The 16,911-nt window shown below is 66.9% G+C and carries 19 protein-coding genes; 8 read left to right on the forward strand and 11 right to left on the reverse strand.

Annotated elements, in window-relative coordinates; all coding sequences use genetic code 11:
• Positions 1-474, reverse strand: coding sequence for a GNAT family N-acetyltransferase (locus ACFCQI_RS07285; protein WP_395120777.1), 474 nt, complete (start codon positions 472-474; stop codon positions 1-3).
• Between the two features lie 201 nt (positions 475-675).
• Here ACFCQI_RS07285 and ACFCQI_RS07290 point away from each other — a divergent pair, with 201 nt between their 5' ends.
• Positions 676-2,160: a RimK family protein gene (locus ACFCQI_RS07290; protein ID WP_395120778.1), complete on the forward strand. Its 1,485-nt coding sequence runs from the start codon at positions 676-678 to the stop codon at positions 2,158-2,160.
• Positions 2,161-2,164: 4 nt separating this feature from the next.
• Here ACFCQI_RS07290 and ACFCQI_RS07295 read toward each other — a convergent pair whose 3' ends face one another.
• Positions 2,165-2,425, reverse strand: coding sequence for a hypothetical protein (locus ACFCQI_RS07295; RefSeq protein ID WP_395120779.1), 261 nt, complete (start codon positions 2,423-2,425; stop codon positions 2,165-2,167).
• A 116-nt stretch (positions 2,426-2,541) separates the two neighbouring features.
• Between ACFCQI_RS07295 and aroE the strand changes: the two genes are divergently transcribed.
• Together aroE and ACFCQI_RS07305 are read left to right on the forward strand one after the other, a co-directional pair.
• Positions 2,542-3,372 carry a shikimate dehydrogenase gene (gene aroE, locus ACFCQI_RS07300; RefSeq protein WP_395120780.1) on the forward strand — a complete coding sequence of 277 codons (831 nt, stop codon included), beginning with the start codon at positions 2,542-2,544 and terminating at the stop codon, positions 3,370-3,372.
• Positions 3,373-3,494: 122 nt separating this feature from the next.
• Positions 3,495-4,037: an energy transducer TonB gene (locus tag ACFCQI_RS07305; protein WP_395120781.1), complete on the forward strand. Its 543-nt coding sequence runs from the start codon at positions 3,495-3,497 to the stop codon at positions 4,035-4,037.
• 7 nt (positions 4,038-4,044) lie between these two features.
• Here ACFCQI_RS07305 and ACFCQI_RS07310 read toward each other — a convergent pair whose 3' ends face one another.
• Positions 4,045-4,578: a gamma carbonic anhydrase family protein gene (locus tag ACFCQI_RS07310; protein WP_395120782.1), complete on the reverse strand. Its 534-nt coding sequence runs from the start codon at positions 4,576-4,578 to the stop codon at positions 4,045-4,047.
• Between the two features lie 258 nt (positions 4,579-4,836).
• On the opposite strand from ACFCQI_RS07310, the gene ACFCQI_RS07315 reads away from it, so the two are divergent.
• Positions 4,837-6,894 carry a M3 family metallopeptidase gene (locus tag ACFCQI_RS07315; RefSeq protein ID WP_395120783.1) on the forward strand — a complete coding sequence of 686 codons (2,058 nt, stop codon included), beginning with the start codon at positions 4,837-4,839 and terminating at the stop codon, positions 6,892-6,894.
• A gap of 158 nt (positions 6,895-7,052) precedes the next feature.
• Here ACFCQI_RS07315 and ACFCQI_RS07320 read toward each other — a convergent pair whose 3' ends face one another.
• The 6 genes from ACFCQI_RS07320 to ACFCQI_RS07345 form a co-directional block, all read right to left on the reverse strand.
• Positions 7,053-7,571 (reverse strand): hypothetical protein, encoded by a 519-nt coding sequence (locus tag ACFCQI_RS07320; protein WP_395120784.1) that lies wholly within the window; start codon positions 7,569-7,571, stop codon positions 7,053-7,055.
• Positions 7,572-7,655: 84 nt separating this feature from the next.
• Complete coding sequence (locus tag ACFCQI_RS07325; RefSeq protein ID WP_395120785.1) at positions 7,656-10,211, reverse strand: XVIPCD domain-containing protein; 2,556 nt, start codon at positions 10,209-10,211, stop codon at positions 7,656-7,658.
• The gene (locus tag ACFCQI_RS07330; RefSeq protein ID WP_395120786.1) at positions 10,208-10,645 is read right to left on the reverse strand and encodes a hypothetical protein; all 438 of its coding nucleotides are present in this window, start codon (positions 10,643-10,645) and stop codon (positions 10,208-10,210) included. The genes ACFCQI_RS07325 and ACFCQI_RS07330 overlap by 4 nt, the downstream gene beginning before the upstream one ends.
• A gap of 200 nt (positions 10,646-10,845) precedes the next feature.
• A complete protein-coding gene (locus ACFCQI_RS07335; protein ID WP_395120787.1) occupies positions 10,846-11,073 on the reverse strand; it encodes a hypothetical protein in 228 nt (75 codons plus the stop codon).
• Complete coding sequence (locus ACFCQI_RS07340; RefSeq protein WP_395120788.1) at positions 11,070-11,507, reverse strand: hypothetical protein; 438 nt, start codon at positions 11,505-11,507, stop codon at positions 11,070-11,072. The genes ACFCQI_RS07335 and ACFCQI_RS07340 overlap by 4 nt, the downstream gene beginning before the upstream one ends.
• Positions 11,508-12,076: 569 nt before the next feature.
• Positions 12,077-12,286: a cold-shock protein gene (locus tag ACFCQI_RS07345; RefSeq protein WP_008438719.1), complete on the reverse strand. Its 210-nt coding sequence runs from the start codon at positions 12,284-12,286 to the stop codon at positions 12,077-12,079.
• 217 nt (positions 12,287-12,503) lie between these two features.
• Between ACFCQI_RS07345 and xth the strand changes: the two genes are divergently transcribed.
• The 4 genes from xth to ACFCQI_RS07365 all read left to right on the forward strand — a co-directional run bounded on the left by xth (position 12,504) and on the right by ACFCQI_RS07365 (position 15,725).
• Complete coding sequence (gene xth / locus ACFCQI_RS07350) at positions 12,504-13,271, forward strand: exodeoxyribonuclease III (RefSeq protein WP_395120789.1); 768 nt, start codon at positions 12,504-12,506, stop codon at positions 13,269-13,271.
• A 5-nt stretch (positions 13,272-13,276) separates the two neighbouring features.
• The gene (locus ACFCQI_RS07355; protein WP_395120790.1) at positions 13,277-13,954 is read left to right on the forward strand and encodes a YecA family protein; all 678 of its coding nucleotides are present in this window, start codon (positions 13,277-13,279) and stop codon (positions 13,952-13,954) included.
• A gap of 87 nt (positions 13,955-14,041) precedes the next feature.
• Positions 14,042-14,788 (forward strand): DUF4336 domain-containing protein, encoded by a 747-nt coding sequence (locus ACFCQI_RS07360; protein WP_395120791.1) that lies wholly within the window; start codon positions 14,042-14,044, stop codon positions 14,786-14,788.
• A gap of 103 nt (positions 14,789-14,891) precedes the next feature.
• Positions 14,892-15,725, forward strand: coding sequence for a pirin family protein (locus tag ACFCQI_RS07365; RefSeq protein ID WP_395120792.1), 834 nt, complete (start codon positions 14,892-14,894; stop codon positions 15,723-15,725).
• A 92-nt stretch (positions 15,726-15,817) separates the two neighbouring features.
• Here the strand turns inward: ACFCQI_RS07365 and ACFCQI_RS07370 are convergent, their stop codons facing one another.
• The gene (locus ACFCQI_RS07370) at positions 15,818-16,180 is read right to left on the reverse strand and encodes a hypothetical protein (protein WP_395120793.1); all 363 of its coding nucleotides are present in this window, start codon (positions 16,178-16,180) and stop codon (positions 15,818-15,820) included.
• 68 nt (positions 16,181-16,248) lie between these two features.
• On the reverse strand, positions 16,249-16,863 hold the full coding sequence (locus ACFCQI_RS07375) for a hypothetical protein (protein ID WP_395120794.1): 615 nt from the start codon (positions 16,861-16,863) through the stop codon (positions 16,249-16,251).
• Positions 16,864-16,911 lie beyond the last annotated feature (48 nt).

Raw genomic sequence — 16,911 nt, forward strand, 5'->3', positions numbered from 1 at the left:
TCAATCCAGCGCTTGCTCGTAGCGCCAGGCGTCGGTGCCGTCCTCGTAGTAACGCCGATACGCGCCGAAACGGCGGAAGCCCGTGCGCTCGTACAGGCGGATCGCCGCGGCGTTGTCCGGACGCACCTCCAGCCGCAGCCGGTCGCAACCGCGCCGTCGCGCGGCGGCCGCGGCCGCCTGCAGCAGCGCCGCGCCGATGCCCAGGCCGCGCGATTCGGGTCGCGTCGCCAGCGAATACACGCGCGCCACCCGGCTGCGCTTGCGGAAAAACAGCACCGCGCTGCCGAAGAAATCGTGGCGGCCGCCGCTGGCCACCAGCACTTGCGCCGAATCGCTGTCCAGGTGGCGGCGGTATTGCGCCCGGCTCAGGCGGTCGCCGTCGAACGCGTTTTGTTCCAGCGTCACCAGGTCGTCGAGATCGGAAAGATCCGCGCGGCGCACGCGCGCCGGTGCGGTGACGGGCAAAGACGGCATCGAGGGTGGTATCCGTGGCATCAGGCAGGGCAATCCCGCGGACTCTAGCAGGCGCTGCACAGGCTGGCGCGGGCGGGCATTTACGTCTCCTTCAGTGCCATCCCTTGTGTCGTCGCGGCGCTGTGCCAGACTGCGCACTTTGCGCCGCCGCCCGCCCCGGGCGCGACCGGCCGCGCATGCCACTTGGGATCGAGAGGTGTCATGGCCCGCCTGGTCGTCGTTGTCGAGAAAGCCTCCGACTGGAGCTCGTATTACCCCTCCGTTGATGTGATGAGCGCAATGGATTATCTGCGCACGCCGGTCGGTGCCGACGACGAACGCACCCACGTGATCAACCTGTGCCGCAGCTACAAGTACCTGGGCACCGGCTACTACGTGTCGTTGCTGGCCGAGGCGCGCGGGCACAAGGTGATGCCGTCGGTGCGCACGGTGAACGACCTGCGCCGGCGCTCGCTGTACGGCCTGGACATCGACGACCTCAACCAGAAGCTCACCCACTTCCTGCCTGCCGGCGGGCGCGACACCACCGACTTCGGCATCCTGGTGTACTTCGGCGAGACCGCCTACCCGGCGCTGCAGGACCTGGCCCGGCAGGTGTTCGAGATGTTCCCCTGCCCGCTGCTGCGCATCGAGTTCGAGCGCGACCGCGTGTGGCAGGTCAGCTCGATCAAGCCGGTCGGCCTGCATTCGCTGGACGACGCGCAGGAGGACGCCTTCGCCGAGGAACTGGACCGCTTCTCGCGCAAGCTGTGGCGCAAGCCGCGCGCGCGCAAGCAGTTCCGCTACGACCTGGCCATGCTGGTCGACCCGGCCGAGCAGATGCCGCCGTCGAACAAGCGCGCGCTGAAGGCATTCATCGGCGCCGGCAAGGAGCTGGGCATCGAGGTCGACCCGATCGGCAAGAACGACTACCAGCGGCTGGCCGAGTACGACGGCCTGTTCATCCGCGAAACCACCGCCAGCGACAACCACACCTACCGCTTCGCCCACCGCGCCGAGAAGGAAGGCATGGTGGTGGTCGACGACCCCAGCTCGATCCTGCGTTGCACCAACAAGATCTACCTCAACGACCTGATGGTCTCGCGCAAACTGGCGGTGCCGCGCACGGAGATCCTCTATCGCGACGACAGCAAGGGCATGAAGGAAGTCGTCGAGCGGCTCGGGTTCCCGCTGGTGCTGAAGATCCCGGACGGCTCGTTCTCGCGCGGCGTGGTCAAGGTCGAGGACGAGCAAGAGCTGGCGCACGCGGCCAGTGGCCTGTTCCAGCACAGCGCATTGCTGCTGGCGCAGGAATACGTCTACACCGAGTTCGACTGGCGCATCGGCGTGTTCAACCGCGAGGCGATCTACGCCTGCAAGTACTACATGTCGCGCGGCCACTGGCAGATCTACAACCACGGCGCCACCGGCACGGCAAAGTCCGGCGGCTTCGAGACCATCGCGTTGAAGGACGCCCCGGTGGCCGTGGTCAAGCTGGCGCTGAAGGCGACCCAGCCGGTCGGCGACGGACTCTACGGCGTCGACCTCAAGCAAGTCGGCAACCGCCCGGTGGTGATCGAGGTGAACGACAACCCCTCGATCGACGCCGGCGTGGAAGATGCCTATCTCGGCGACGAACTGTACCTGCGCGTGATGCGCGAATTCCTGCGCCGGATGGAACGCAAGCGCCAGGGCGGCGCCGTCTGAGCCATCAGCGCCAGGCCGCGCCGTGAACGGTGTGGACGACACGCAGACGCCGCCGCGCCAGCCAGCGGCGCGGCAGCCCCGGTTCCAGCGTCAGCAGCACCAGCAAGGGCGCGACCAGCAGCCAGAACGCGGGCGTCCAGCCCAGGAGCGCGGTGTGCGCCGGCACCAGGGTGCTCAGCAGCAAGACGCCACCTCCGAGCAGCCAGGTGCTGGCGGCGGCAAACAGGCGTGGATGATGCGGTGAAAGCGGGCTCGACGTGCGCATGGGGCATCTCCCGTGAAAGTGCCGCCAGCGTGCCTGCCACTCATCTCACCGCCTGCGACCCTGCACGCCGAGGGGTGGCTTGTAGACTGGCAGCCAGTACTCCTCAGGGAACCCCCATGCAGCCCGCCCAGTTCGCCGTGTTCGGTCACCCGATCAGCCACAGCCTGTCGCCGGCGATCCACCAGGCGTTCGCGCAGCAGTGCGGCATCGAGCTGGCATACCGCGCGATCGACGTGCCGCCGGCCGACTTCGCCGATGCGGTGCGGCGCTTCTTCGCCGATGGCGGCCGCGGCGCCAACGTCACCTTGCCGCACAAGGCGGCCGCGTTCGCGCTGGCCGACCAGCACAGCGTGGCAGCCACGCGGGCCGGCACGGCCAACGTGCTGACCCGGCTGGGGGACGGCCGTCTGGCGGCACACAACACCGACGGCGACGGCATGGTGCGCGATCTGGCCGAACGCCACGAGATCGACCTGCGCGGCCATGACACCTTGCTGCTCGGTGCCGGCGGCGCAGCGCGCGGGGTGGCCTGGCCGCTGCTCGATGCCGGCGTGCGATCGCTGACCATCGTCAACCGTTCGCCGGCGGCGGCCGACGCGCTGGCCGACGCCATTGGCGAGCCGGCGCGGGTGCGTACCCGCTACTGGGACGACCTGGCCACCATCGGCAGTTTCGACCTGATCGTCAACGCCACCTCGGCTGGCGTGCTCGGCGCGGCGCTGCAACTGCCGTTTGCCCTGCTCGGCAGCCGCGCAGTGTGCTACGACCTGTCCTACGGCCAGGCCGCCGCCGGTTTCCTCGGCTGGGCCCGCGCGGCCGGCGCGCGCTACGCCTGCGACGGCCTGGGCATGCTGGTGGAAACCGCGGCCGACGCCTTCGCGCTGTGGCACGGCCAGCGACCGGACACCGAGCCGGTGTACCAGACCTTGCGGCGGCAAACGGCCTGAGCGCACCGGTCGCCGCCGCGCCACACGACTGAAACAATGCGCGGGCAGGATGGCGCGACCCGCCGGGAGCGCGCCGATGACGACGACTCCAGCGCGCGGCCATCGTTTGCGCAGCAGGTGTCATGTCCCGCTTTCTTTCCACCGTATCGCATCGATACGCGCTTGCCGTCGTCTTGCTGCTGGTGTTGGGCGGAGCCGCTGCGACCTTCCGGCGGGGCCCGGTGGCGGCACCTTCGCCCGCTGGAACGACCGCTGTCGAAGCGGCCGGGACACCGCTCGACGATGCGCAGAGCGGCCGCGCCATCCTGCTCGGGCTGGCGCGCGACGCCATGCGCGACGGCCGCCTGATCGCGCCGGCCGGCAGCAACGCGTTCGAGTTCTACCTCAGCGTGCTGCAGCTGGAGCCGCACGACCGCACCGCGCACGAGGCGCTGCGGGAATCCTTCGGCCGCGCCTCGGAGGAGATCGAGCGCACCATCAACCGCAACGAACTGGAGGAGGCGCGCCGCGAGATCGATCTGCTGCGCGAATTCGACAGCAACAACTTCACGTTGTCCCTGCTCGGCGGCAAACTGTCCGCCGCGCGCAACATCCTGACCCGGCAGCACGAGGCCGAAGCCGAGCGCATTCGCCAGACGAACGCCCTGCGCAGTGCGGCGATGTGAGGCCGGCTCAAACCTCCGCCAGGTAGACGTCCTTCAGCCGCACATAGTGCTCGGCCGAATAATGCAGCTGCTCGATCTCGCGCTCGCCCAGCACGCGCACGCATCTCGCCGGATTGCCCAGCCACAGCTCGCCCTCGCCGACCACCTTGCCCGGCGGGATCAGTGCGCCGGCGCCGACAAAGCCGTGGCGCATCACCACCGCGCCGTCGAGCACGCTGGCGTGCATGCCGATCAGGCAGTAGTCGCCGATCGTGCAGGCGTGCACCACCGCACCGTGGCCGATCGTGACGCCCTCGCCGATCAGGCACGGGTAACCCGGTCCGTACGGACCGGCGTGGGCGACGTGCACGACCGCGCCGTCCTGGATGCTGGTCTTCGCACCGACGCGGATGGCGTTGACGTCGCCGCGCAGCACCGTGCCGGGCCAGATCGAGACGTCGTCGCCGAGCACCACGTCGCCGATCACCGTGGCGGCGGGGTCGACGTAGACGCGTTGGCCGAGCGTGGGCGCGATGCCCTTGAAGCGGCGCAGGGAATTCATCCGCGCATTCTAGCGGCGCGCTGCGCCCCGTCACGCGGCCGCGCTTGATTTCGCCCGGCGCGATCGCCACGCTGCCAGGAGCGTGGGCGGTAGAAGCCGTCCGGGCTGCAAAGCCCTCTGCGCGGTCCCGTTTTCCGCCGCTGCTTGACCCATGGAGCCACCATGGGACGGCGCAGCGTCGAAAAACGGCCCTCGCGCAGAGGACTTTATCGCCCCGAACGTTTCCACCACCCACGCTCCCAGTCCAAAGGAGACCGCATGACCCCCGACAATCCGCTGCTGGCCGACGACATCCTGCCGGCGTTTTCGCAGATCCGCCCCGAGCACGTCCAACCGGCGATCGACGCGATCCTGGCCGACTACCGCGCCGCCATCGACGCGCTGGTCGCCCCCGGCGCGCCGCGCGACTTCAACCACGTGATGCTGACCCAGGAACGGCTGGAGCAGCGCCTGGCGCGGGCCTGGGCACCGGTGTCGCATCTGCAGGCGGTGGCCGACAGCGAAGCGCTGCGCGCGGTCTACGGCCCGGCCGAGGAAAAACTCACTGAGCACGCGATCGAGCTGGGCCAGAACCGCGCGCTGTACGCGGCGGTGCAGACGCTGGCCGATGCGGCGGATTTCGCCGCCTTGCCGCGGCCGGAGCGCGCGCTGGTCGAACATGCCCTGCGCGACTTCAGGCTGTCCGGCGTGGCACTGGCCGAGCCGGCGCGTTCGCGCTTCCGCGAGATCGGGGTGGAGCTGTCGCGGCTCTCCACCGAGTTCTCCCATGCCGTGCTCGATGCCAGCGAGGCATGGCACGAACACGTCACCGACGAGCGCGACCTCGCCGGCGTCCCTGCCTCCGGCCTCGCCGTGCTGCGCCAGTATGCGCAGGATCAGGATCTGGACGGCTACCTGGTCACGCTCAAGCAGCCCAGCGTGCAGGCCGTGCTGAACTACGCCGACCACCGCGGCCTGCGCGAGCGGGTGTACTGGGCCTACCAGACCCGCGCTTCGGACCAGGGTCCGGATGCGGGCAAGTTCGACAACAGCGAGCGCATCGAGAAGATCATGGCCCTGCGCCACGAAGCTGCGCGCCTGCTCGGCTTCGCCAATGCGGCGGAGGAGTCGCTGGCCACCAAGATGGCCGCCTCGCCGGCCGAGGTGCTGGAGTTCCTGCACGACCTGGCCGCCCGCGCCAAGCCCGTCGCGCAGCGCGAACTGGCCACCCTTCGCGAGTTCGCCCGCGCCGAACTGAAGCTCGACACGCTCGAACCGTGGGATGTCGCCTACGCGTCGGAGAAACTGCGCCAGCGCGAGTACGCACTGGACGAGGAGCAGCTCAAGCCGTACTTCCCGCTGCCGGCGGTGATCGACGGCCTGTTCGGCCTCGCCGGAAAACTCTACGGCATCACTCTCGCCGCCCGCGACGACGTCGACGTGTGGCACCCGCAGGTGCGCTACTACGACGTGCGCGATGCCGCCGGCAAGGTGTTCGCCGGCGCCTACGTCGATCTCTACGCGCGCAACGGCAAGCGCGGCGGCGCCTGGATGGACGTCTGCCGCGCCCGCTTCGACGACGGCGGCCAGGAGCAACGGCCGGTGGCCTTCCTCACCTGCAACTTCGCGCCGCCCACCGAGGGCAAGCCGGCCCTGCTCACCCACGACGACGTGCTGACCCTGTTCCACGAGTTCGGCCACGGCCTGCACCATTTGCTCACCGGCATCGCGCTGCCCTCGATCGGCGGCATCGACGGCGTGGAATGGGACGCGGTGGAACTGCCCAGCCAGTTCATGGAGAACTTCGGCTGGAATCGCCAGGCGCTGGACCTGTTCGCGCGCCACTGGCAGACCGGCGAGCGGCTGCCGGACGAGCTGTTCGAGCGCATGCTGGCCGCGCGGCATTTCCACGCCGGCCTGTTCCTGGTGCGCCAGCTGGAGTTTGCGTTGTTCGATTTTCTGCTGCACCTGGAGTACGAGCCGTCCCGCGGCGCCCGCGCGCTGGCGGTGCTGGAGCAGGTGCGCAAGCAGGTGGCGGTGCTGCATCCGCCGGCATGGCAGCGCTTTCCGCACGGCTTCAGCCACATCTTCGCCGGCGGCTACGCGGCCGGTTACTACAGCTACCTGTGGGCTGAACTGCTGTCGGCCGATGCGTTCGGCGCCTTCGAGGAGGCTGCCGGACAGGGCGGCAGCGTGATCGACCCGGTCACCGGCGACCGCTTCCGCCGCGAGTTCCTCGCCGTCGGCGCCAGCCGCCCGGCGCTGGAGAGCTTCATCGCCTTCCGCGGCCGCAAGCCCGAGCCGGAGGCGCTGCTGCGCAGCTACGGCCTGGCATGAGCCGACGAAAGCATCGTCGGCAACCGATGGCGTCAGGAGTCACGCATGTCGACCGCAGCATGGATGCCGGATCGCGCTGCCCCGGCTGGTGTGCGCGGAGAGCCAGCGCGATCCGATCTTGGTCTGCCCGGCGGTGGCCCTTGCCAGCGCCGGTACCCTCAAGGCCGCGGCGCCACCACGCGGTACTGTTTCCGCTCGCCGTAGCGTGGCGAGTTGTGCTCCACGCGGGCGCAAAGCCTGCCATCGCCACACGGCACCACGTCGGCATGGTTGACCGCCTCCAGATACGTCACCTGCGCCCGGAGCCGGGCATAGCGTGCCTGATAGAAGCCGTAGAGACTTTCGTACGTGGCGGCCAGGCTGATCAGGCTCAGCGCCAGCACGGCGCCCAGGCCCCAGCGCATCCATCGGCGCTGCGAAGCCATCTCGGCCTGCACCGAGGCAAGCGCGCGGGTGGCCTGCTCGGCCTCGGCCGCAGCCACCTGCACGCGCTGGCGGAAGTGCTCGGCGGGCGCACCCAAACCCTCGCGTACCGCCACGCCGGCCTGGCCCGACAAGGTCTGCAGTACGCCATCGACCTTGTCCTGCAGCATGGCCGGCAGGTGTTGCAGCAGTTCCCCCTGCTGCGCCTCGATGCGTTGGCAACGCTGTTCGAAGCGGCTGATCACGACACTCAAGGTGGCCGCCAGCGCCGTCAGCTCGTCCTCTTCCGTGGGGTAATTCCTGTGGTTTGATCCCTTGCCGTTGTCCGTCGCGGCGCTTCAGCGGCCCATCGACTGGCCCTGCTGTTGGGGCTGGGCCAACTGTTGCATGACCTGGTCCCGCTGCACCTGTGGTCGGGCGGTCACCTGCTCCATTTGCTGGTAAGACTGCGCCGGCGGCGTCTGCATGGCCTGTTGCACGTCGATCATGCTGGGCGGCGCCAGCACGTTGTCCAGTGGGCCGCGGTGGCCCTGGCTGGCCAGGATGCCTTGTTGGTCGGCGCCGAACTCCAGTCGATCCACGCGGGGCATGCCACGTTCCCGCGCATGCAGGGCCACGGCCGCGGTCAACGGATCGATCCGGGCGCCGGAGGGGTAGATGCCGGCACGGGCATGCAAGTCGATGAGCTGCTTGCGGATGCTCTGGTTGAGGGAGTGATCGGGGTGACCCCACTCGCGTGGGTCGCGTGGCGACGGCGGGCCGGCCAGGGCGTTCTCGTGTGCCAGCCGCGCCTGGCCCTGCGCGAAGAACGCGCGGCCCGCGGCGGAATGGGCAAACGGCTCGATTTCCTTGCGCAGCACGGTCGGATCGGGGTTGTCCAGCGCCTCGATCATCCGGTTCATCCTGTGCAACGCCTCGCGCACGGCCGGTGAGAATGTCTTGTTGATCACCGCGTTGGCATCGGCCGGTTTGGCCGATGCCGTCGGTACTGCGGCATGCGCAGGCGATTGCCGTTCCTGTGCGGCAGCCAGCGATGCCCGCTGCGCTTGCAAGGTGGCATCCAGCTCCTGACGCACCGGGCCGTCGGCCAGGTTCCGGCCAAACAGCCGCCCCGGGGTGCTCCACTGGCCGGCGTCGTCGCGGGTGTAGGCATGTCCGTCGGAGGCACGCAAGGTGGTCGCCGGGGTATCCCGCGCCTCGGCGATGGCCTGCGGCACCGGCCCGAACTGCTGCCAGCCGCTGCGCTCGTAGACGGCCTGATAACGCTGCGCGATCGCGTGCCTGGACTGCGCCAGGTTGGCGACGATGGTCTGCGCGGCAGCCTGGTCGAGCTGCGCCGCACGGGTCGAGCTGGCGACCTCGTCATGCGAGCGGGTCAGGCCGTGTTCGAGGATTTGATCGGTGACGTGGCGCGACCACGCGCGCGTTTGCGCATCGCGGATCCACGGCGCATCCTGACCGACGCTGGGCGTGTCGTGCGGACTCGCCGGCTGGCGGAACGGATCGCGCGGCGTCGGCGCATAGTCCAGCGACAGTTCCACCGCCCTGTTCGATGCCTGATACGTCAGCCGTTGCGCCAGCGCCGGATCGGCGTGGACAGTGCGCGCGGGTTGACCGGACAAGCCGTCCATCCCGTATACGGCGGCGCGCGGTGCTGGCTCGCCCGTGGCCACTTCCCGCGTCCAGCCCCGCCCGGGCTGGTCCGGGTCCAAGTGCCAGGTCATCCCCTGCGGATCGGTCTGGTTGTAAATGGCGTGCTGATCGTAGGCATCGGCCAGCTTGCTGCCGCCGATCGCGCCACCGATCGCACCGGCCGTGCCGATCAGCAAGTCGAACGGTCCGGTTTCCGAACCGGCCATGCCGAGCACCTGTGCGCCCAGCATCGCGCCACCGAATGCGCCCAGATTGCGGCCCGCGAAGTGCATCGCTTCGGACTGGGCGCCGGTGAGGTTGCCTTGCTGGCGCAGGCCGGAAACACGCGAGCCGGTGGTAGTGGCGTCGTAGACCACAGCGGCGGCGGGCACGATGCCAGCGCTTCGCATCAAACCGGGTGACAGGCCGCGCGCGCCTGCTTCGGCCATGGCGATGGGTTCCGCGGAGACAATTGTCGCGGCGGGTGCCGGAGGCGCCAGCGGAGCTCGCACAAAGCCGGCGTCGCTCAACGCCGCCGCCCCGACGAATCGGGAACCGTCCAGACGCAGCGTCGTGGCTGCCTCGCGCGAAACCGCCACTTGGGTAACCTCTCCGGCGGGGCCGTCGGGCAACGCGAAAATGCCCTTCTTTGCGGCATCGACAAAAGGGGTCTGCAATTCGGTGACCACCGCCTTCATGCCATCACGCGCGTTCAGCGCCTGCCATGACGACAAGGGTCGACCGGCCAGGCTGCTGGCTTGATCGACATGAAGAATCACGGGTATTTCGGCCTGACCAAGCACCCGCTCGACATTCGCCGCCGAGGCGACCACCACGACATGACCACGCACCGAGCCGGCAAATTCAGCCGAAGCTTCGCCCCACAGGCTGTTTTTCACCGAGAATGGGGAGTCGGGCGGGGCTTTGCCGTTGCCGTAGAGGAAGTCCCAGCTGGATTTTTCTACTTGATCAAGGGGGATGCCTTGTTCTTTGAGAATTCGCTGCGTCGAATCAGCAATGGCATCGTATACGCGCTTGCTGCCAAGAAACTGGGCGCGTGGCGTGTCATTGATGATGGACAGCCCGGTCTTGTGTGCCAGCTCCTTGGCGATGACTTCCGACCGCACCTCGCCCACCTTGCCACTGTAGAGAATGGCGCCTTCGCTCCGGGCTTGAACCGGGAATGCCTTGGCAACAGCACGAATATCATCGAGCGATTGCGCGGCCTTGATCTGATCGATCTGGCGGGAATAGTCCGTCATGACACGGCCTCCTGCCTGAGATTCGTCCACGCGTCGCGGAAGATGATTTTTCCCATGAAGTGCGACTTTGCGGTCTCCATAAGAAGCAAAGGCCTTTCTTCAAACGTATGGCCTGCTCGGATAAGCCGCACGATTAGTGAGCGAATAATATCCAACTCGCCTTCGGTATAGGCACCACGGGCCCTGGGATGGGGGTTACCTACGTTTTCCTCCATGCCATAACCGAAAGAGACGACTTCGATGTTGTAGTCGTTGTCGTTGGGAAGAAATGCGTGCGCAATTTCGCCGTAGATGACCCGGCCTTGGAATTCCAAGGCATATACCTCATGCCTACACTCGTCGCCGCCGCGAATACCACCCACAAATCGCGCCCTGCCCTCCGAAAACTGCTGCCAACCGAAGGGCTCTTCGTAATCCTTCACGTCCTTGCTCATCACCGTTCCCTCATGTCGTGATCTGATGGTGCATTGGTCGCTGAACGATGCATCAGCGATGCCGTGTAAATCCCTTCCACCACGAGTTTACGAAACACCGGTCGAGTTCGCACACCGAGCTTCGAGCCTCTGTTGTGCCTGCAATCCATCGTTGGCTACCCGTGGGTTGCCTGTCCGAATCGGGCGGCGTTGGCGATAAATCAAGTGCCCAGAAGCCTGGCTCGCGGCGTGTCGTTGATGATCGACAACTCAGTTTTGTGTGCCAGCTCCTTGGCGATGACTTCCGAACGTACCTCGCCCACCTTGCCGCTGTAGAGGATGGCGCCTTCGCCTTGGGCCTGGACGGGATTGGTGTTGGCAACTGCGCGGATCTCGTCGAGCGATTGCGCGGCCTTGATCCGCTCGATCTGGCGAGAGTAGTCCGTCATGACACGGTCTCCTGCCGGAGGTTCGTCCACCCTTCGCGGAAGACGATCTTGCCCTGAAAGTGGGCATCGGGATATTCCACCAAGAGGACGGGTTTATCGTCAAAATGCTGACCTGCCCGAATCAACTGCACGATCAACGAGCGAACAGTCTCCAACTCCGCTCTGGTATAAGCACCACGCGACGTTGGTTCGGGAATCCCCACGTTCTCCTCCATGCCATAGCCGAAGGAGACCACTTCGATGTTGTAGTCGTTGTGATTGGCGAGGAAAGTGCGCGCAATTTCCCCATAGACGACCCGGCCTTGCAGTTCCACGGCATAAACGTAATGACCGCGTTCGTCCCAACCGCGGATACCCCCCACAAACCTCGCCCTCCCCTCCGGAAACTGCTGCCATTCAAAGGTCTTTTCGTAATAGGCCATGTCCTTGCTCATCACTGTTCCCTTGTGTCGTGATCTGATTCAAGCGCGCTGCGAGTGACCGGCGCGTCGCCGATGCCGTACGGTGATCCTTCACCACCGATTCCAGGCAATCGGAGTCTACGCAATCGCAGTTGAATCCGTACACCGAGCATCGAGCGCCTACGCTGCCTGCGGCAGGTTGTTTGCTCCCGCGGGCTGCAGGTTCGGATCGCGCGGCGTCGGCGCATAGTCCAGCGACAGTTCCACTGCGTGTACCACGCGTGATACGTCAGCCGCTGCGCCAGCGCCGGAGCGGCGGTGACCGTGCGCATCGGCTGACCGGACAAGCCGTACGGGCCGTAGACAGCGGCGTGGGGTTGCCAGCTGATCCGCGTCGGCCTCCCGGGCTCAGCTGTGCCCGCGTTCGTTCCGCTCGAAGCGGCGATTCATCGGTTGCTCATCGACCGCTTCCATCCGGCACCGTACCGGCACCGACCGAAGCAGGCGGCGGTCGAAATCCACCGACGCCGGTGCCGGCGAAAAGCCGCCCGAAAAAAAGCCCGCCGAAGCGGGCTTTCCTTCAGGAGCTGAGTTTGTGCGACTCAGGCAGCCTGGACTTCCTCGGCCTGCAGGCCCTTCTGGCCCTTGGTGACGATGAACGTGACGCGCTGACCTTCCTGCAGGGACTTGAAGCCCGTGCCCTGGATCGCGCGGAAATGCACGAACAGGTCATCACCGCTTTCCGGCGTGATGAAGCCAAAACCCTTGGCGTCGTTGAACCACTTGACTGTACCGCTCTGACGATCCGACATGTAACGTTACCTTTGAAGCATGGATGATTTGCGGCTCGGAGCGATTGCACTTGACCGCAAGATGGGCAAGTGAACCGGGTGCTCCGGACGGCTTGCCCGCGCAGCATACACTGGAAATCGCGATTTCGGTGGCTTTCCTGCACCGAAGTATTGCGATCGGCGCGAACCGTTCAGCCGGCCCGCCGGACCGATCGGGGCAATCCTTTACAATATCCCGATGAAAATCGCCTCCTGGAACGTCAACTCGCTGAAGGTGCGCCTGCCGCATCTGGGCCAGTGGCTGGCCGACGCACAGCCGGACATCGTGGCGCTGCAGGAAACCAAGCTGGAGGACGCGAAGTTCCCGGTCGACGAGCTGGCCGCCGCCGGCTACCGGGCCGTGTATTCGGGCCAGAAGACCTACAACGGCGTGGCGATCCTGGCCCGTGAGGCGCCGGTCGACGTGATTACCGACATCCCCGGCCTGGACGACCCGCAGCGGCGCATCCTCGCCGCGACCATCGGCCCGCTGCGCGTGGTCGACCTGTACGTGGTCAACGGCAAGGCGGTCGGCGACGAGAAATACGCCTACAAGCTGGACTGGATGGCCAGGGTGCGCGAGTTCCTGGCGCGCGAGCACGAGCGCCACCCGAACCTGGTGGTGCTGGGCGATTTCAACATCTGCCCCGACGATCGCGACGTCTACGACCCGGTGGCCTGGGGCAAGGACATCCTGTGCTCGCCGCCCGAGCGCGAGGCACTCAAGGCGATCACCGACCTGGGCCTGCACGACAGCTTCCGGCTGTTCGAGTCCGAGCCCGGGCACTACAGCTGGTGGGATTACCGGCAGGCGGCGTTTCGCCGCAACATGGGCCTGCGTATCGACCTGATCCTGATCGGCGACGCCCTGAAACCGGCCGCCAGGGCGGCGGGGATCGACCGGGAACCGCGGCGCTGGGAGCGCCCGTCCGACCATACCCCGGTAACGCTGGAACTGGACATCTGACCGAAATGACTGCAAAGAACGAATGGCCCAGCTCGCTGGACGACCACGAACTGGACGAACTGGACCGCTACCTGCGCGCGCATACCGGCGAGGGCGACCTGCTGCTCGACGGCGTGCACGGCCTGCTCTCGGCGCTGGCCGTCGGCCCGCTGCTGGTGCTGCCCGAGGAATGGCTGCGCGAGGTGCTGCACGAGCCGTTCGAGGACGAGGACGAAGGCAATCGCGTGCTGGCCCTGCTGGCCAAGCTCAACGATTCGATCAGCGCCGAGCTCGACGTGGATGCCTACGAGCCGATCCTGGGCGAAGTCGAATCCGAGGCCGGTCCGATGCTGTCGGCCGCCGGCTGGTGCGAGGGCTTCAGCCGCGGCATCGACCTGCGCGCCGCCCTGTGGGAAGGCCGCCTGGCCGAAGATCCCCAGCTGATGGAGCTGCTCGGCCCGGTGATGGCGTTGGCGGTGGACGAAGGCATCCTGCGCGCCGAGGCCGAGTTCGAAAAGCTCAGCGACGACGAATACGACGACTGTCTGGGCCAGGTGCCGGCGGTGCTGCAAGCCGTGAACCAGTACTGGCAGGCCAACCCCGCCACCGAGGCGGAAGTGGAAGCGATGGTGCGCCAGCACCAGCCAGCCAGCGATAGCGAGGCCGCACCGCCGCGCCAGCGCAGCGGTCACTGGGTGCATTGAGGGCCGGGATTCGGGAATCGGGATTCAGGATTCGGAGTAAACCCATCGCCCGCGAGCGGGCTGCTGCTGCATTTGGCGAGGTCATTCGTGACGGAACTCGGCTTGTACACCCCGCTCGACACGTTGAAACCGGTTGCCGCCGACATCTGGATCGTCGACGGCCCGGTGGTGGCGATGGCGGCGCTCGGCATGCGCATGCCGTTTCCCACCCGCATGACGGTGGTGCGGTTGCCCGACGGCGGGCTGTGGTGCCACTCGCCGATCGCACCCGACGCGGCGCTGTTCGAGGCGATCGATGCGCTCGGGCCGGTACGCCATCTGGTGTCGCCCAACCTGCTTCATTACGCCCATATCGCCGCGTGGAAGCAGCGCTACCCCCACGCCACGGCGTGGGCTTCGCCCGGGGTGCGCCAGCGTGCGGCCAGCCAGCGCATCGACGTGCATTTCGACGCCGATCTGGACGACGCGCCGCCCCCGGACTGGGCCGGCAGCATCAAGCAGATGTGCTTCCGCGGCAGCCGCGTGATGCAGGAATTCGTGTTCCTGCATGACGCCAGCGGTACGCTGATCCTCGCCGACCTGATCGAGAATTTCGAACTCGACAGGCTGCACGGCCCGATGCGCTGGCTGGCACGGCTGGGTGGCGTCCTGGACCCCGACGGCAAGGCGCCATGGGACATGCGCCTGACCTATCTGGGTCGCAAACGCCAGGCACGCGCTTGTCTGGCGCGGATGCTGGCGTGGCAGCCGCGGCGCGTGGTGCTGGCGCACGGGCGCTGGTTTCCGGACAACGCCATGGCCGAGTTGCGCCGGGCCTTTCGTTGGCTCGACTGAGCCGGTGTCGCGCCAGCGAAACGATCCGTTCCGGTGACACTGCTTGGATCGGGGCACGAATCGGACCATCTTGGCGGGCATGTCTTACCAGCCGGAGAACCCCATGAGCGATCGCACCATCACCCGCCGCATCCGCGGCACCGACACCTCCGACGGCGCCGGCGTGAAGCTCAAGCGCATCATCGGCCAGCCCGGGCTGGACATGCTCGATCCGTTCCTGTTGCTGGACGAATTCCGCTCCGACAGCGCCGATGACTACATCGCCGGCTTCCCCGAACACCCGCACCGCGGCTTCGAGACGGTCACCTACATGCTCGCCGGCCACATGCGGCACGGCGACAACCATGGCAACCGCGGCGACCTCACGCCGGGCAGCGTGCAGTGGATGACCGCCGGCCGCGGCATCCTGCATTCGGAAATGCCGCAGCAGGAAAACGGCCTGATGTGGGGCTTCCAGCTATGGGTGAATTTGCCGGCGAAGGACAAGATGACCGCGCCGCGCTACCAGGACATCGCCCCGGAGCGGATTCCGGTGGTGCATCCGGCCGACGGCGTCGAGGTCAAGGTGATCGCGGGCGAGCTGGCCGGCGCCACCGGACCGGTCGAAGGCATCGCCACCGCGCCGGTGTATCTCGACGTCAGCCTGCAGCCCGGTGCGCGGTTCGCGCTGGCGTTGCCCGTCGGCCACCACGGTTTCGCCTACGTGTTCGAGGGCGAATCGGCGCTGGTCGGTGGCGAACGGCTGCAACGCAGCGAGCTGGGCGTGCTGTCCGATGGCGAACAATTGCAGCTGGCCGGCGGCGACAAACCCTCGCGCCTGCTGGTCGTCGCCGGCAAGTCGCTGAACGAACCGGTGGCCCGCTACGGTCCGTTCGTGATGAACACCCAGGCGCAGATCCACGAGGCGATCGCGGATTTCCGGGCGGGCAAGTTCTAGAAGAAGGAACGCGCTTGCCATCAGCGCTCCCATGGTTCGCAAGCAATGCCGGCGTGAAATGCTCGCGTTCCTGCTGCTGGAACCGCTTTGGTCTAAGGAGCGCTGCGCTCACTCGCCGCGTCGAATCCCGAAGCACCACGGATGGGTTCGGCCGCACGACAACCGGATGCGCATGCGAACCAGACGGCACCATGAGGATAGTCGATCGTCATCACGAAGTGGCTGAAGATGTTGGCGCCCGCGGCACCCTCCACCTGTCTGTCGGTGAATTGCGAGATGGAGCCATGAAAATTGGCGTCGGCCCGTTCGGTGAACCAGATTGGGCCGATGATCCAGCCCGCGACCTGCATCGTCGGCACCCCGATTATGCGCGTGGCATGGTGTTCTCCGAACAGGTCGTCACCCGCCTCGACCACCGGCCAGCCCGGATGCTGTCGATGCCATCGTTCCAGCATGGACGTGGTGATGTAGGAGGTAACACCCACGCCGTGGACTATGGGTGCCTGGCTTGCCGCTTCACCCGCTACGAGGGCTTGCCCGTCGCGCCCGTGTCCAGCAGCAGGTCAAGCGGCTGGCCGGCGACTTGAACGCGCAAACGCGCGAAGCCGGTACCCCAACCTCCGGCGCTGTTGCGCTGGTAGCCGAGGGCGACCCGGTGCATGCCGGCATCAGGCTTCCAGTCAGCAGATTCGATCCACAACTGCCGTGCCGGATAATCAAAGGTCCAGATATGCCTAGGCATGTAGCCGGCGCCAATGATTCCGTCCTTGCCGGTGACTTTGCCAATGCCCGACACGACCAGGGCTGTCGCGTCGCAGGGCGTATCGACAGACTTCGGCCAGCCCTTTCCGGGTGCGAAGGGGATCGTGGTGACCACTTCCAGTGTTTCCGCACCCAGTACGCACCGACTGGTCTGAAGTCCGAGGCGGGAAACCGTCGCCGGATCGATGACGTAGAAACCGCTTCCGCCTGTACCTCCGCTATCGACCAGAAGCTGAAGCGTCTTGCCTTCGGTGGTGGTACCCACCGCGTAGAAATGCCCCGCTTCATAGCTGGTCGGCACGATCTGGCGGGAGGACGGACTTGCGTGCGCGCCGACCGTGGCGGCCAGTGCACTGGTCAGGAGGAAAGGCAACATGCGTGGGCTCCTTGCCGTGGCGGGTGTCGCGGCAATCGTTGCAGAAGC

Source organism: Rhodanobacter sp. FW102-FHT14D06 (genome assembly GCF_043950705.1).
Taxonomy (GTDB): domain Bacteria; phylum Pseudomonadota; class Gammaproteobacteria; order Xanthomonadales; family Rhodanobacteraceae; genus Rhodanobacter.